General features: G+C 51.2%; 13 protein-coding genes. 9 read left to right on the forward strand and 4 right to left on the reverse strand.

Going from position 1 to position 16,531, the window contains the following annotated elements; genetic code table 11:
- Positions 1–1,011, forward strand: a complete 1,011-nt coding sequence (locus tag ACZ520_RS06895; RefSeq protein WP_464127827.1) for a glycosyltransferase family 9 protein — start codon at positions 1–3, stop codon at positions 1,009–1,011.
- On the opposite strand, the gene ACZ520_RS06900 is transcribed toward ACZ520_RS06895, so the two are convergent.
- Entirely contained in the window at positions 998–2,410 is a 1,413-nt protein-coding gene (locus tag ACZ520_RS06900; RefSeq protein ID WP_088565597.1) for a sigma-54-dependent transcriptional regulator, read from the reverse strand. The two genes, ACZ520_RS06895 and ACZ520_RS06900, sit on opposite strands and share 14 nt — an antisense overlap.
- Positions 2,407–4,143 carry a sensor histidine kinase gene (locus tag ACZ520_RS06905; protein WP_416481077.1) on the reverse strand — a complete coding sequence of 579 codons (1,737 nt, stop codon included), beginning with the start codon at positions 4,141–4,143 and terminating at the stop codon, positions 2,407–2,409. The genes ACZ520_RS06900 and ACZ520_RS06905 overlap by 4 nt, the downstream gene beginning before the upstream one ends.
- A 204-nt stretch (positions 4,144–4,347) precedes the next feature.
- On the opposite strand from ACZ520_RS06905, the gene ACZ520_RS06910 reads away from it, so the two are divergent.
- The 8 genes from ACZ520_RS06910 to ACZ520_RS06945 all read left to right on the forward strand — a co-directional run bounded on the left by ACZ520_RS06910 (position 4,348) and on the right by ACZ520_RS06945 (position 13,770).
- Positions 4,348–5,292: a bifunctional riboflavin kinase/FAD synthetase gene (locus ACZ520_RS06910; protein ID WP_088565595.1), complete on the forward strand. Its 945-nt coding sequence runs from the start codon at positions 4,348–4,350 to the stop codon at positions 5,290–5,292.
- Positions 5,273–6,106, forward strand: a complete 834-nt coding sequence (locus ACZ520_RS06915) for a hypothetical protein (protein WP_088565594.1) — start codon at positions 5,273–5,275, stop codon at positions 6,104–6,106. The genes ACZ520_RS06910 and ACZ520_RS06915 overlap by 20 nt, the downstream gene beginning before the upstream one ends.
- 47 nt (positions 6,107–6,153) lie before the next feature.
- The gene (gene pilB, locus ACZ520_RS06920; RefSeq protein ID WP_088565593.1) at positions 6,154–7,854 is read left to right on the forward strand and encodes a type IV-A pilus assembly ATPase PilB; all 1,701 of its coding nucleotides are present in this window, start codon (positions 6,154–6,156) and stop codon (positions 7,852–7,854) included.
- On the forward strand, positions 7,854–8,897 hold the full coding sequence (locus ACZ520_RS06925) for a twitching motility protein PilT (protein ID WP_088565592.1): 1,044 nt from the start codon (positions 7,854–7,856) through the stop codon (positions 8,895–8,897). Before pilB ends, ACZ520_RS06925 begins: the two co-directional genes overlap by 1 nt.
- Before the next feature lies 1 nt (position 8,898).
- Positions 8,899–10,116, forward strand: a complete 1,218-nt coding sequence (locus ACZ520_RS06930; RefSeq protein WP_088565591.1) for a type II secretion system F family protein — start codon at positions 8,899–8,901, stop codon at positions 10,114–10,116.
- Positions 10,117–11,694, forward strand: a complete 1,578-nt coding sequence (locus ACZ520_RS06935; RefSeq protein WP_088565590.1) for a two-component system sensor histidine kinase NtrB — start codon at positions 10,117–10,119, stop codon at positions 11,692–11,694.
- 38 nt (positions 11,695–11,732) lie between these two features.
- Positions 11,733–13,139 (forward strand): sigma-54-dependent transcriptional regulator, encoded by a 1,407-nt coding sequence (locus ACZ520_RS06940; protein ID WP_088565589.1) that lies wholly within the window; start codon positions 11,733–11,735, stop codon positions 13,137–13,139.
- 202 nt (positions 13,140–13,341) lie between these two features.
- Positions 13,342–13,770: a ferritin-like domain-containing protein gene (locus ACZ520_RS06945; protein ID WP_011163996.1), complete on the forward strand. Its 429-nt coding sequence runs from the start codon at positions 13,342–13,344 to the stop codon at positions 13,768–13,770.
- A gap of 62 nt (positions 13,771–13,832) precedes the next feature.
- Here ACZ520_RS06945 and ACZ520_RS06950 read toward each other — a convergent pair whose 3' ends face one another.
- The gene (locus ACZ520_RS06950) at positions 13,833–14,228 is read right to left on the reverse strand and encodes a hypothetical protein (RefSeq protein WP_088565588.1); all 396 of its coding nucleotides are present in this window, start codon (positions 14,226–14,228) and stop codon (positions 13,833–13,835) included.
- Between the two features lie 99 nt (positions 14,229–14,327).
- A complete protein-coding gene (locus ACZ520_RS06955; RefSeq protein WP_416481079.1) occupies positions 14,328–16,523 on the reverse strand; it encodes a phospholipase D-like domain-containing protein in 2,196 nt (731 codons plus the stop codon).
- Positions 16,524–16,531 lie beyond the last annotated feature (8 nt).

Genomic DNA, 16,531 nt, shown 5'->3' on the forward strand with positions numbered 1-16,531 from the left:
TTGTGGCCTGACCACAAGCTGGGGTTGGTTTGCCGCAAAGGTTTGGGCGACTTCTTTGTCAAAGCCGGTATTGTTGATCACGTCTATGAAATCGAAAAGGGCAAGAAAGACACATACGCCCGCATCATTGAATCCCTGCGGTCAGAAAATGTCGATCATCTGATTTCTCCGCATGAATCCATGCGTACGGTTTTGTTCTGTATGCAAATCAAGGCCGCTCATAAAGTCTCTTACAAAAATGCCTGGAATTTTCTGGCTTTCCAAACCCGCGTAAAACGCGATGTGCGTCTGCCGGATGCGATGAGACAGCTCAGTCTTTTGGCGCCGTTTGATCCCGAACTGAAAAAGAACATCGAAGACTATGTCGCCCGGGCAAAACCCTATTTGCCGGCAGATAATGGTTTGTTACCAGCGCCTCCTGAGTGGGCGTCCATGAGCCAGCGTGAAAAAGTGCTGGCGCATTCTGAATTGTTTCAGCAGCTAAAGACCAAATTCAACCTTCAGGGGTTTGAAAACGGAAAAGCCGTGTTGATCTTCCCAGGCAGCGTGTGGGCCACCAAACGCTGGACGGAGGAGGGCTTTATCGGCGTTGGCAAGGCGCTGAAAGATCAGGGCTATGAAGTCTACGTGATGGGTGGTCCCGGGGAAGAAACACTGTCAGAACGAGTGGCCGCGGGCATTCCGGGTTCTGTGTCCTTGGCTGGCAAAACCAAGATCATTGAGTCAGCCCAGTTGATCGCCCGTGCCGCTTTGCTGGTTGGAAACGACAGCGCGTCGACACACTTGGCGGCGGTCTGTGAAACACCTTTGATTGCGGTGTTTGGTCCCACGATTTTGGAATTTGGCTATCGCCCGTGGTCAGCACAATCTTATGTCGTCCAGAAAGAGGACTTGCGCTGTCGACCTTGCGGCAAGCATGGCCACAAGGTCTGTCCGATCAAAACCCATGTGTGCATGAAGGACATCCCGGCAGAGGAAGTCCTTCGCACGGCCGGGTTTATTCTTCGTTAGTGTATTCCTTCACATTGATGCCGTACTTGCGGATCTTGCGCAGCAGGGTGTTCTTCGGAATGTTCGCCTGAGCCACCGTCTGGTTGATACGACCGTTGTTGGCTTTCAAAGCGCTGACGATAAATTCCTTTTCCATCTCTTCTTTGAAGGCATCAAAGTCCAGCGGGCCGGAATAACCAACGCTCGCTGTTTTGTCAGTGCCGTCTTTCGGCGCAAGTTTGATGGAATCAGGCAGTGAATCCACGGTGATCTGGTGGCTGTTTTCCACGATGAAAGAACGCTCGATGATGTTCTCAAGCTCGCGGATGTTTCCGGGCCAGCGATAGGATTTCAGCATGTCCAAAGCTTCCGGGGTGATGCCCGTGATCTGACGGCCGTGTTGCTTTGAGAACTTCTTGATGAAGTTTCCAGCCAGGGCCTCGATGTCATCAGAACGCTCACGCAAAGGCGGCAGGAAGATCGGCATGACATTCAGGCGATAGAACAAATCTTCGCGGAATTCGCCTTCTTCCATCATCTTTTCCAGATTGCGGTTGGTGGCGGCAATAATACGCGTCGTGGTTTTGACTTCACGGTTGCTGCCCACCGGGGTGAACTTGCGCTCTTGCAAAACGCGCAAAAGTTTTACCTGCATGTCCGGGCGAAGCTCGCCGATTTCATCAAGGAACAAGGTTCCGTTGTTCGCCAGTTGGAATTTCCCGATCTTGCGTTCCACCGCGCCGGTGAAAGCGCCTTTTTCGTGGCCGAACAATTCGCTTTCCATCAGATTTTCCGGGATCGCCCCGCAGTTGATGGCCACAAAGGCGCCGGATTTTCGAGGGGAGTTGAAGTGAATGGCGCGGGCCACAAGCTCTTTGCCGGTTCCGTTTTCACCACGCACCAGAACCGTCGTGTCGACTTTGCACAGACGGTAGATCAGGTTGAAGACCTCTTTCATTTTGGAAGAGCCGCCCACGATCTCGGATTCAATGTCGTCGTCAAACACGGGATTGGACATCGCCAAAGACGAGATCAGATCGCGCGCCTCAAGGCTTTTACGCACGATTTCGGCCAGTTGTTGTGGCTGCACCGGTTTTTCGACGTAGTCGTAAGCACCTTCTTTGATCGCCACGACAGCGTCATGAAGATTTGAATGCGCCGTCATCAAAACGACGAAAGTGCGGGGATCGTGTTCCTTAATCGCGGTCAACGCTTCAAGGCCGTTCATTTCCGGCATTTTCACGTCCATCAGAACCAGATCCCATTGCTGTTGTTTCACCTTGTCCAGGGCTTCGCGGCCCGTCGCGGCTTCCTCGATGGTGAATTCAATTTCGGGCATGGTGGATTTCAGGATCGAAATCACCGAACGGCGCAGTTCGGCCTCGTCATCAACAATCAGTGTGTGGAGCTTATTGATCATACTAACACCTCGTCTTCTTCAGCATCCAGCGGGAGGGTGAAAGCAACCGTGGTCCCAAGTCCCAGTTTACTTTCCATCGTCACTTTACCGCCATGCAGTTCAATAAAATATTTAACCAGATAAAGTCCAAGGCCGGTTCCCTTGGTGCGCAGATCCTGATCGGAACCGCGCGTGAATTTACCCCAGACCTTTTCCATGTCCTCGGGCTTGATCCCTTCCCCGGTGTCCTTCACCAGGACGTGCACGAATTCTTCGGACTCGTGCGAGATCACTTCGATCTGACCGCCGCTGGGCGTGTACTTAATCGCATTTTCAATCAGATTGATCACAACCTCTTTCAGCAGAGTCGTATCAAATTCCACCGAGAACATCGGCTCCAAAGCCGTGTGGATCTGGATGCCTCTTTCCCGGGCCAGCGGGCGCAGGTGCTGCAGGGCCTCTTCGATGATCTCGTTGATGTCGGCAACTTCCTTGTTGATTTTGAAATCACGGGACTCGACACGAAGAACCTTCAGGATGGACTGGATATAACGATTCAGTTCATCACTGAAAAGGCGCAGGGATTTCAGATCCTGTCCCAATTCCGTTTCGTGCGCATGCTGGGTCATCAGGCGGTCGACGATGGCCTGAATTTTTGCAATCGGCGTTTTCAGGTCATGGGAAATCAGACTGACGAAGTTGTTTTTCAACTGTTCCAGCTGTGCCAGATATTCCTGTTCCTGCTGCAAATGGAAGTTCTGGCGTTCAATTTTGGTGGCCTGATAACCGATGAAGATGATCCAGCTTGTGGCCAGCAGTACGAACGGAGAAAACGCCGGGGACCAGAAATAGAACGTGTCAAAGACCCACGCCGACAGGGCCGCAAGCAAAGTGCCGATCCAAAGAATAAAGAACAGGGCCACGGACTGCGGATAGGTGGTGATCACAAAGACCGCCATCAGCATCAGCACAAAGAAACCGGCAGCGTACCAGGCAAAGCTCAGGCGCTTAATCCACTTGTCGCCTAAAACCGTGTCGGTGATATGCGCCAGGATTTCTGTGCGCGACAAAGTCCCCATCGGGGTCATGTACACCGGAGCGGACGAAGTCTCGGCCCCGATCAAAATGATTTTGTCAGTGAAGGCATTGGCCGGAAGTTCGTCATAGATGATTTCACTTAAAGAGTACTGTTTGAAGACTCGCGCTGAGCCGCGATAGTTGATCGCCAGGCCCGCCAATTGGGTCGGGAACTTCTTGCCGGTGATTTTTTCCACCAAGTGGGGCATTTCCGCCCGCTGAGGGAACACACGACGGACCACGCCGTCTTCGTCCCGACGAAGTTCGTTGCTTCCCAGGTTGTTGTGGTCCCGGTTGGTAAAGACCGGGGTCAGGATGCGTTCCAGGGAATTGGTGGTCGAAGCCCACACGATGCGCGGATCCAGGAAGATGCGCTGATCCTCCGGCGTCATGCGAACCGTGCCGATGTTATCGCCAAAGTACAGGGTCACGCCCACAGACTGGGGATTTTGGCGCAGGATACGCAAAAGCAGTTCGGACCAAAGGGGTTTGTTCCAGAAGAAGCTGTCGGTGATGTCGGTGACTTCGCTCATGTTGTCGAGGAAGTTTGTTCGGGCATCATAGATCATCGCAAAGTCTGATTGTTTGATGGTGATCAGAACGATCTGCGGGGAGGTTTTTTGGTCTCCGCGCAGTTGGAAGCGCTGGTCGTAAGACGTGATTTCATCGTTGGACAAAGCCAGGCAACCGATAAGCCAGCACAAAAGGCAACGCAGCCAAAAACCCCGGCGACGGGAGAAGAATCGAAGCAGGACTTCGAGTCGGTATAAGAGGTGAGGAATGAGGCCCTTTTGCACGCGTCGCAACATAGCAAATTTATTGAAAAATTCAACGATTAAAAGCTCTTACCGGGAGGCGTAGAAACGGGTATATTGAAAAATATGCAGGTTTATCAAGGTGCCAAACATCTGAGCGCTCCCTTGGCGGCGTCTGTCGTCACTATAGGGAATTTTGACGGGGTCCATCTGGGCCACCAGCAGCTTATTGAAAATGTCGTGCGAGAGGCTCAGTATTTCGGGGTCCCGTCGGTTGTGTATACTTTCCATCCTCACCCCGTGAAGGTTCTTCACCCTGAAAGGGCCACTTATCGTCTTTTCGACCTGAAAGACCAGCAGGAACAGTTTGAAAAACGCGGCATCGAAAACGTCATTATCGAGGAATTCACCCGGGACTTTGCCAAGGTCACTCCGCAGCAGTTTTTGGATAATTATGTCCTGAAGCAACTGAATCCCAAAACCCTGGTGGTGGGGCATGATTTTAACTTTGGAGCTGACCGCGCCGGCAACATCCCGTTCCTGGAAAGATACTGCGCCGAAAAAGGCATTCGCCTGATCATCATTCCGCCGTTCCAGTTTGAAGGGGCGGTGGTGTCTTCCACGCGCATCCGTGAACATCTGAAAAACGGTGAGGTGGAAAAGGCCAATGATCTTTTGGCGCGCACTTACTATTTGCGTGGTCATGTGGAAAAAGGCTTTCAGCGCGGGCGCACCATCGGTGTTCCGACAGCCAATGTTCACCCGGATGTCGAGTTTATTCCGCGTCAGGGTGTGTACTGCACTCTGACCAAAATCGGAGCGCATCTGCATCCTTCCATCACCAACATCGGAGTGAATCCCACCTTCCAGGAAAACGGCAAGGGTCCGGTGAAAATCGAAACGCATTTGTTCGATTTTGATGCTCAGCTTTACGGAATTGAAGTGGAGGTTTACCTGCTGAAATTCCTGCGCGATGAAAAAAAATTCTCGGGCATTGAAGAGCTGAAAAACCAGATTCAAAACGACATGGCCGACGCCAGAAAGTATTTTGATGAGCACCCTCATTCGTGAGATCCGGCCGGACGGCACACCAGGACAGTTCATGCGTTTTATGCAGTCTTTGGCCAGTGAAAAGGGCTGGGACTGGCAGTTTGAAACGGTCAGTGAATTTTCCGCAGGGGTTTTTCAAGGGGCGGCGGCGGTTAAAGTCGCTCCGTCATTGTCTTCCGAAATTCTGCCGCAAATGAAAGTGCTGCCCACGCAGGTTCGGGCGGTGCAGGTTCTGGATTCTTTCTTTTCAGAAGACGGATCCTGGTATCCGCGGGTGCTGTTGCATGAGGCTTTGCGCATGGTTTTGGTGGCTGATGCCCGCGATCTGGATATTCGCACCCCGGCTTTTGTGATCGGGCACAACGAAGAGGCCCGCGTGGTCGCTTCGGTGCTGGCGCTGATGGGTATTTCAGATATTTATCTGGTGGGGGAAGCTGAAGGCCTGGAGGAACATCAGCAGGCTTTGATGAAATCCCATCTGGGGATTCGTTTCCATATTTTGCCAATTGATGAACTGACAATGCAGGCGGTGAGTGCCGGCATTGTGGTGAACACGGTGGATTTATCAGGGCAGCAGGCACTGCTGACGGATTTGTCTTACTTCAATTATATGAAGGGCACTGGCTATGCCCTGGACCTGAACTTGTTGCCGCTGCAGAATCTGTTGCTGGAAGAAGCCGAAAAAGCCGAGCTGCGGGTGCTGCATCCGGTGCTGGTCGCCGAGGCGCTGACACGTTTGTGGCTGGAGCGTCTGCATCCGAATCATAATCTGAGCAACGAAGAGATTCACGAAAGCTGGACCCGCTTTTTGAAAGAAAACTCATCCTCAGTCTAGTTACAAAAAATGGCACCCTGGAGTAAAGTGAGTCCAGGGGAGTCCTAATGTCTTCACTCAAAATCGGGGAAATTCTAGTCAAGCAAGGTTTGCTCAAGCCTGATCAATTGGCGTTGGCCATCGAAGAGCAGAAAAAAACCGGGCAGAAGCTGACGAATTCCATCATTCAACTCGGTTACTTAAAAGACAATCAGATCCTTCGCGCTGTTGAAAAACACTTTGCGGTTCCAGGGGTCGAGGTCAACACGTTTGAAATCGATGCAAGTGTCATTGCAATGATTCCCAAGGATGTGTGCGAAAAAAACACCCTGATCCCGCTGCAAAAAGCCGGGAACACTCTGGTCGTGGCCTTTGCCGATCCCTCTAATATTATAGTCAAAGAAGATTTGCGCTTTATCACCCGTTGCCGCATCCAAGCGGTGGTGGGGACGGAAAGCGCCATCATGTCCGGTATCGAAAAATACTATGGTGGCAGCATCAGCACCAAGTCTTTGAACACCATGGGTGTTGGCGACGAGGATGATTTCATCCTCAGTGCGGGGCCGGCCACCGAAGTCATCGATCAGGACGGCGGGTCTGAAGACGCGCCGATCATCAAGTTCGTGAACTCGATTCTGGCGGATGCGATCCGTAAGAAAGTATCTGATATTCACTTTGAACCCTACGAGAAAAAATACCGCGTGCGTTTCCGTATTGACGGTAATCTGGTAGAAGCCACAGCGCCTCCGGCAGGCACGGCGGCGGCGATTGCTTCTCGTATCAAGATCATGTCCAAACTTGATATCGCCGAAAAACGCCGTCCGCAGGATGGTCGTTTGAAAGTGCGCACCAAGGCCAAAGAGATGGATTTCCGTGTCAGTGTTTTGCCAACGCTTTGGGGTGAAAAGGTCGTTCTGCGTCTTTTGGATAAATCCAATTTGCAGTTGGATATGACGAAGCTCGGCTTTGAAGAAGACGATTTGAAATTGTTTAAAGCCACCATCAATCTGCCGCAAGGCATGGTTTTGATCACAGGACCGACGGGTTCGGGTAAAACCACGACGATTTATTCTGCCTTGGCGGAACTGAATCAGCCGGATGTGAACATCTCCACGGCGGAAGATCCGGTGGAGTTCAACTTGGAAGGTATCAACCAGGTTCAGATGAACCCGGATATCGATCTGAATTTTTCCAGCGCCCTGAAATCCTTCCTGCGTCAGGATCCGGATGTCGTGATGGTGGGGGAGATTCGTGACCTTGAAACCGCCGAGATCGCCTTTAAAGCGGCCTCCACAGGTCACTTGGTCGTCAGCACCCTGCACACCAACGATGCTCCTGGAACTGTCATTCGTCTGACCGAGATGGGTGTGGCTCCATACATTATCACTTCGACAGTGAATCTGATCGTGGCCCAGCGTCTGGTCGGTAAAGTCTGTGAATCCTGCAAGGCTCCGGTGGAAGTGCCGGCGCAGACTCTGCTGAATCTGGGCGTGCCGCAGGCTGAAATCGGGGAATATAAATTGATGCGTGGAAAGGGTTGCGCCAACTGCAACAACACCGGCATCAAAGGCCGTCTGGCGATTTACGAATTGCTGGCCATGACCGAGAAAATGAAAGAGGCCATCTTGAAGGGTGCCTCCACCGGACAGCTTCGTTTCCTGGCCCGTGAACAGGGGATGAGAACCCTGCGCCGAAGTGCGCTTTTGAAACTAAAACGTGGCGTAACAACTATTGAAGAAGTGCTCAACGCATCAGTGAAGGACACCTAATGAGTCTGACCGAGCTCCTTTTGCAGGCTAAAGCCAAAAAAGCGGAAGAATTTTTATTTGTTGTCGGCAGTGAGCCGCGTGCTCGTCTGGCTTCAGGCTGGACAAGTTTGCGCTCATCACCTGCGTTGATGACGGAATGGAATCTTTTGCAGCAAAGCCTGCTCAGCACCCAGCAAAAAGCGGTGCTTGAAACCACGGGTGTGGTGCAAGGGGAAGCAGCACTGGATACATTGCGTATTGGTTTTTCCTTCTTCCAGCAGGACAGCACCATGAAGGCTGTTTTGGACATGGATCTTGACGGTGGAAAGCAGGAAGTGGCGCTGCCCCCGTCGTTGCTGGAAGCTTGTCTGCGCATGAAGGGTCTGGTGCTGTTGTCCGGTCCGGGTGAAGCCGGTCAGGTGTGGGCCCTGCACCGAATTCTGCAGAAAATCTCTGATGAAAAGTCATTCCTGGGTGTGGTGTTTTCGCGCAAGGCGTTTCCGCAGGTGCGTGAATCCAGATCCTGCTATATCTATCACAACGGTGAATTTGCCCGCCCGGAAGAAAAAGAAAGTCTGATGGCCGGCGTGGACATGGTCGTCTATGACGGCTTTAACGACGAAGAATCTTTGCTGGAGGCTTTGTCTTTGGCCGAACAGGGTGTGTTCGTGATTTATTCCATGAAGGCTCCATCAGTGACAAATGCTCTTCGTCGTGCGCTTTCCACTTTGGGTGAGCGTTTTGGAGAACACGGCGCCCCTCGTCTGGCGGAAGTGCTGACGATGGCTTCCGGTCAGTATCCGGTGGCGGGTCTGAGCGGTGAAAAGGTTTTTGCACATGAAGTGCTTCTGATGAAGCCTCAGGTGCGCGGCCTGATTGAAGATCAGGATCTGAAATCTTTGGAAAATCTTTTGACCCAGGCTCCGGAAAACTCCGGCATCCTGACTTTGAATCAGTCTTTGTTGCAGCATCTGATCCGTCGTCGCGTGGATTTAAAAACCGCGTTTGAAGTGTCCCGCGACCCGGACAATCTTGATCAGCTTCTTAAGAAGGTAGGTATCTAAGATGGCAAAATTCCAGTATCAGGCCAAGAATGCCTCTGGCCAAATGGTTCAGGGCGAGATCGAAGCGGCTTCCCAGCAGGAAGCCATTATCCGTCTGCGCGCCCAGCAGCTTTTGCCAGTGCGGGTGGTAGCCTTCGGCGCTACGCGCGCTTCCGCGGGAAAAACGGCCAGTCTGTTTGCTCCCACCGTAAAAGGGAAGGACCTGCAGATCTTCACTCGTCAGTTTGCAACTTTGATCAACGCCGGTATCCCGGTGGTGGATTCTTTGAAAATCCTGTCTGAAGGTTTGCGCCCGGGTCTTTTGAAAGAAGCTTCCGCGCAAGTTAAAACCTCTATCGAAGGGGGCCGTCGTCTGGCTGATTCGATGGCGCAGGTTCCGAATGTCTTTGATAAATTGTATGTGAATATGATTCAGGCGGGGGAAGAGGCCGGTATCCTTGACGGCATCCTGCAGCGTCTGGCGAGTTACATGGAAAAGTCCGAAAAAATCAAAGCCCAGGTGAAAGGGGCTTTGGTTTATCCGATGGTCATCATCGTCGTGGCGATGATCGTGATCGCCGGTATTTTGGTTTTCATCATTCCTAAGTTCATGGAGTTCTTCGCCGGTTCCGGAAAAGAGCCGCCAATGCTGACCATGATGGTTGTTAACCTGAGTAACTCGATGATCAACAACTGGTACATCTATCTGGGTGTTCTGATTGTCGGCCCGATGGCTTTGATGCAGTGGTTGAAAACCGACGGGGGCAAAGATGCCTTCGACCGTTTCATCATGAAAGCGCCGGTGTTTGGTGAGGTTGTGCAAAAATCCGCAATCGCGCGTTTGACCCGCACTTTGTCAACATTGCTTTCTTCCGGTGTGGGCTTGATCGAGGCTATTGAGATCTCTGCTAAAACTGCGGGCAATGTGGTGATCGAGCAGTCTTTGCTTCGCTGTAAAGAGTCGGTGACGGCAGGGCGAACTTTCGCTTCCCCGCTGGCAAAGGAAAAAGCGTTCCCGGAGATGGTGGTTCAGATGATCTCTATCGGGGAGCAGTCTGGTACGATGGATATCATGCTGGGTAAAATCGCGGATTTCTATGAAGATGAAGTTGAAACGGCTGTAAAAGCGATGACCTCTTTGCTGGAACCACTGTTGATGGTTGTTCTGGGCGGTATCATCGCGGTTCTGGTTGTGGCGATGTATCTTCCGATCTTCAACATGGCGGATGTGGTTCAATAGATGCGTTTAAGTTTTGCTTTGCAGAACAGTAAAAATCAGGGGCTGACGGTGGAATTTACCCGCGTCAGCCTTTTTGCGTTGATTTTGCTGATCAGTGCGGTTTCCAGTGTGTTTCAGGAAGGTTTCATCAACTGGCAGATTCTGGGTCCATTCTATGCGATCCTGAGTGTGGCCTTTGGCGCCCATGTGGTGTGGTTCTCGATGTGGGACCGGCTGCTGAAAAGCCCGTGGTTGCTGTTTGCGGGCTTTGTCGTTGATTCCCTGCTGATCTCTTTTTTGATTTATTATTCCGGGATCAATCAGTCGCTGTTTTTGTTCCTGCATCTGGTGAACATCCTGCTGGCGGGGATTGCCTGCCGTGGCGTCGGCGCGGTGACACTGGCTCTGTTCACAAGCATCTTCTTTACCGTGGCGGCGCTGTTTTCACCAGAGATGAAGGCTTTGAACTTCTTCTTCCTGCTGGCTTTGAATAATATTGCCTTCTTCTCAGTCGCCGGGCTGTCCGGATACCTGAGTGAGCAGTTGCAGACCGTGGGGAAAGAACTGTCAGAAACAGGGGCAAGCCTTCGTTCCGCGCAAGAGCTGAACGAGGTTCTGGTGGAAAACATTCCGACCGGGATGGTGTCTTTCACTGAATCCGGTGAGGTGGTGAAAGCCAATTCTTCCGCCGCCGAGATTCTGGGGTATTCGGATCTATCCACGCTGAACTGGTATGAATTGTTCCCAGAGACACGCAGATCTGAAGGGCTGTTTAAAGGTGATGTGAAGTACACGCCGAAGAATGATGCCAATGCGAAGATCCTGGGTATGACTTTGTCAAAGATCTACAGTCCCGAGTTGAAAGCGCATTTGTCCATCGGGTTGTTTGATGACCTGACCAAGATTCGTCAGCTTGAATATGCTGCCAGACAAAATGAAAAGCTGGCAGCCGTCGGCGGCTTGGCGGCGGGTATTGCCCATGAAATCCGCAATCCGTTGGCCGGTATCAGCGGCAGTATCGAGCTTCTGACTCAGACCGTGAACAACGACGATGACCGCAAGCTGATGAAAATCGTTTTGCGTGAGATTGACCGCCTGAATAACCTGATCACCGAGTTCCTGGATTATGCGCGTCCGGAAGTGCCGCCGACAGATGCGGTGGACCTGTCTTCGTTGATCACCGAGGTGCTGGATTCAATGAAGCTCAATGCCCAGGTCCGCGCCGATGTGGAGCAGGTGCGCGAGTACGAGGCCGGGTTGAAGATTCTGGGCCGTCGGGACAAATTGAAGCAGGCATTCCTGAACATCATCATCAATTCCTATCAGGCTATGAATGATTCTCAGAAACCGCAGATCGCGGTGAAGGCTTTGGTCACCGACAAGGAAGTGCGCGTGCGCATCCGTGATGCGGGATGCGGGATGAGTGAAGCGACCCGCAAGAAAATGTTTGAACCTTTCCATACAACAAAGCCGAAAGGCACAGGCCTTGGTCTAGCTGTGACTCATAAGATTTTGGAAGGTCACGGGGCGCAGGTGTTCGTGGAGAGTGAAGTGGGCGTAGGTACTGAGTTTATTTTGACTTTCCCCAGAGCACACTGAGAGAATAGTTTTTAACACAAGGACGTGGGAGCACATAAATGAAGTCGAGAATTCTTGTTGTCGATGACGAAGAATCAATACGCGAGTTTTTAGAGATCATGCTGAAAAAAGAAGGCTATGAGATCACTTTGGCTGAGGACGGCCAAAAGGCGAAAGACCTTCTGACGAAAAAAACCTTTGATATGATCATCTCTGACTTGCAGATGCCCCATGTGACGGGGATTGAGCTTCTGAAGCACGTCAAAGAATCCTATCCAGACACAGTTTTCATGCTGATCACAGCTTTCGGTACAACCGAAACAGCGGTGGAGGCGATGAAGATGGGTGCCTACGATTACCTGACAAAACCATTCAAAATCGATGAAGTTCGTCTGAACATCCAGAACGCACTTCGTTCCCGTAATTTGGAAGTGGAAAACAGATCCTTGAAAAAGGAACTGGTAAAAGAATACTCCTTCCAGAACATGGTGGGGAATTCCCCGGCAATGCATGCGATCTACGATATGGTGAAGCGTGTCTCCCAGACGCCAACCAACGTTTTGATCACAGGGGAATCCGGTACTGGTAAAGAGGTTGTGGCAAAAGCAATTCACTATAACGGTCCGTTGAAAGACCGTCCGTTTGTAACAGTGAACTGCGGTGCCATTCCTGAAAACCTGATGGAATCTGAAATGTTCGGTCATAAAAAAGGCTCTTTCACCGGTGCGGTGGCTGATAAAGCGGGTCTTTTCGAGGTCGCTGACGGCGGTACTCTGTTCCTGGATGAGGTCGGTGAATTGCCGCTGACAATTCAGGTCAAACTTCTTCGTGCGATTCAAGAGCGTGTGATCCGCCGCGTGGGTGCGACGGAAGACATGAAGGTGGATGTGCGTATCATCGCCGCTACCAACCGTAATCTGGAAGAGATGGTTCAAAAGGGCGGCTTCCGTCAGGATTTGTTCTATCGTCTGAATGTTATCAATATCAAAACGCCGGGCCTTCGTGACCGTCGTGATGATATCCCGCTTTTGGCCAATCACTTCCTGAAAAAGTACAATGAGCGTCTGAATAAAAACATCGGCGCCATCAGTGCGGATGCGATGGAAATCCTGAAAAAGTACGACTATCCAGGAAACGTGCGTGAGCTTGAAAACATGATCGAGCGCACGGTGGCCTTGGAAGGCGGGGCGACGATTCTTCCAGAGTCTTTGCCACCGATGGTGAACACTTCTTCCGGTCGTAAAATGGCTTCCTCCAATGAAATCGAAATCGGTGACGATGGGGTTGATTTGGACAAGGTGATGGGTCAGATCGAAAAAGAACTTCTGATCAAAGCCATCCACTCTGCGGGCGGCGTGAAAAAGAGAGCTGCAAAGCTGCTTCACATCTCCTTCCGATCCATGCGATATCGCATCGAAAAATACAATCTGGGCGTAGTCGGCGACGACGAGCTCGACGATGAATAAAAGGTGCCTGGTTGTTTTTTCTGGCTATACAGTGTCAATCGAGAGGGAAGCGAAAGCTTCCCTCTTTTCATTCGAGACACCGTCGGCAAAGGTCCTGTCTAAGTGAAATCGAAAACGATTATCAAGTTTGATTATTCTCAATACGTTTTCAACTGTTGCCTTGGCTGACTGATTCTGTAATCATTCGGGGGGTGGAGGTCTTATGACTAAAGAAAACAAAAAAGTAGTGGATCTTTTGAATGAAATTATCGAGATGGAGATCTCTGGCGTTGTTCGTTACTTGCACTATGCTTTGATGGTGAAAGGACCGAACCGCATTCCTATCGTGAAATGGTTCCATGAACAGGCGAACGAAGGTTACCAGCATGCGTCCATGATGGGCGAAAAAGTGACGGCCTTGGGTGGTCATCCCACTTTGCGCGTATCTCCGGTTCCTGAAACCAAAACTCACAAGGTTTTGGACATCCTAAAAGAAAGCCTTGAGTTTGAACAGGCCGCTTTGGCCAAGTACAAAGCAGTACTTAAACACTGCGGTGATGACGTTGCCTTGGAAGAACTGATCCGTTCCATGGTGCGCATGGAAACTGAGCATATCGAAGAAGTTGTTAAGATGCTGGACACCACTCACTAGAGTGATCTGACATTCAAAAATGAAAAAGCCCGCGTTACAGCGGGCTTTTTTATTTCTACAAACTAGCGACAGTTCAGATCATGAACCAGTTCGCTGGCGTAGGAATAGACCATGTCGTATTCGCCGTCGAATTCAGGGCGTTGGAACATCAATGACGCCACCAAATCTGTTACCTTTTGAGTGTCGCGCAGTTCAGGCAGGCTGATATCGGCCACGCGGAAGGTGTTCGTCATCTGCCCGGTGAGTTTGTATTTCTTGCTGCCCGGAGCTTTGCTGACCAGGTCGTCGTACTTGTGAGGCTTTTTGTCGCCCAAGGTCACTTCAGCATCATCACCATCCTGAACGATCTTCAACGTGTGGGTACTGGATGCAGAATCACATTGAGTGATGGTGACAAAGGATGCGTTTGCACTAAGTGCGGAAAAAACGATGGCAAAGGAAAGGGTCAGCTTCCACATGGTAAGGCCTCCTGATTTATTTGAGACCTTAGGTTGTAACAGAGGGGATTCGCACCCCTCCAGTTTCTTTTATTTTATGACAGGAACTTAATCCTGATCCTAGAATTCTGTGTCGAATACGCCCAGAATCATGGCTTTGAAATAGTTTCGCTTCAGACGGTCGTCGATCAGTCGGGAATCTTTTTTATACTGATTATAGATTTCCGTCATTTCGCGGTTATAGGCCGCTCCGTAAATCATCGCCCCGTTTTCCATGTCGTGGATGAAGCTGCGTTTGTTCAGGTTCACGGAACCCAGGAACGAATACACATCGTCAATCAAAACAATTTTTGAATGCAGAATCACCTTCGGTTCGGTGTACTCGTAGATCGCCAGTTGCTGGAACAAACGGTTCACGGTCGGTTTGTTGGATTCACTCAAGATCCAGTCAACCGTGTCGCCTTTCAGATCCAGACGGGTGATGACGGTGACTTGAACTCCACGGCCGGCCGCGCGCTCCAGTGCTTCGACAATAGGTGTGGGCGGGCGGAAGTACGGGGTGGAGATCATGATTTTCTTTTTCGCGCTGTCGAGCATTTCCACATAGAACTGAATCAGGCTTTCGTCGTCCTTGTAAGGAACCGACATAAAGTGCCGCACCAAAGGTTCGCGGCTGTTAAAGTAAGAAGGGCTGACCTGAGACGCCATGGGCACGTTGACGTTGATGCTGCGGAATTGCATCGTTTTATAGTCACGATCCCACAGGGTCAGGAAGTGGGCCGCCACCTTTTCAGTGAAGTCCTTGTCGTGAATTTTGAATTCAAAGTCGCGCCAGTGCACGAAACTTTCATCGCCCTTCACATAGTTCACCATTTCCGGACGGGGATAATCGTAAGGCTTCTTAAAGATGAAACCGTCATGAATGTTACGACCACCGATAAAGGCCACGTTGTTTTTGGGCTCTTTCTTCGACAGGGTCAATAGCAGCTTCACGTGCATCGAGCGGTGCAGACGATCGAAACGGTCGCCCAGGCTGCCGCCGGATGGAACTTTGTACTTTAGTTCCTGCAGTTGGATATTCGGGTTCTGGGCTTCCAGTTTGCGCAGCAGAACTTCATCTTTTTCCAGAGTGATCACGCCCGCCACCAGGATCTTTACTTTGGTGCCGCGTTTGGCGTGGAAATCCAGCAGCCGCGCCATAAAGGTCCCATAATAGTCAGCACGGAACACCAAATAGGACACATAGATGCTGTCAAAGTACGGTGCCTTTGAAAAATCCAGGGGTGCATAAGGGTCGTGCAAGTCCATGAAGTTTCCCGGTAAAGGCTGGCCCAGCAGAACTTCCGCTTTCGATTTCAGCGAGTCCACCGCCTCTGGCAGATTCACCACGGACGGGACGGCCTGCGGGCAGGTCATGGAGGAATACTTGTCAGTCAGGAAGAATTTTTCGATGCCAGTCAGGTTGTCTGTGCGAGGCATCAGGCAGCCTTCAACCAGGTTGTGCAAATCCAGATAGGGATTGGCCGGTTCAACAAAGCGCACCCCAAACTGCGCGGGTGCACCCGCGGGGCCTGCTTTCAGTTCACAACTGGTCACCGAGCTTGCCGGGATCAGGCGCAGGTTGTCGCCATTGTATTTGTTGTCGTACATGCGGAAGGTGGCTTTCTGGTAAGCCACAAACTTTTTGTCCGAGAAAGTCTTTTTGATGCGGAAGGGGCCGTCACAGGTCACGGTCGCATCGAAGTGTTCATTTTTACGCTCTTCATTCGGATCGTCAGCGCTGATCAGATAGTTCTTGATCTGCACTTCATAGTCTTTGGCGTGCATGCGGTCGAATTTGAAGATGCGCTGAATCTGGCCGTCGCGCAGGGCGAACTCAGCGATTGAGCCCATCTCCAGGCGTTGTTCCTGTTTTCTCCAGGATTCGTTGTTGCTGGTCAAAACTGAAACCGGAGCGTCAGCTCGAAGGGCGTTAATGCGTTGTTGAGCCAGCGCCGAACTTTGACTTACCACCTGCAACTGACGCTCTTGGCGGGCGTTCATTTCCTTGTAGTCGCGTTCTTCGCGGGTTTCCTGAGGGAACGAGTCTTTTTTGTGCGGATGCGGAGTCGACTGCCGTCTTTTCAGAATCAGCAATTGTTCTTTGTTCAGTTCGGCCTGCAATTTATCGCTGTAAAGCTTTTGCACGTAAGGCGCCACATCCGGCGGGACCTCGGTAGAGCTGGGATTTCTTTGTGCCGGAGTCTGGCAGGAAATCAAAGTGCAAGAAAGAAGTAAAACACCAAGCAGCGTTCCAAAGTTTTCAGTCTTTTTCATTCTGAATT

This window comes from Bdellovibrio sp. BIS2, assembly GCF_055398295.1.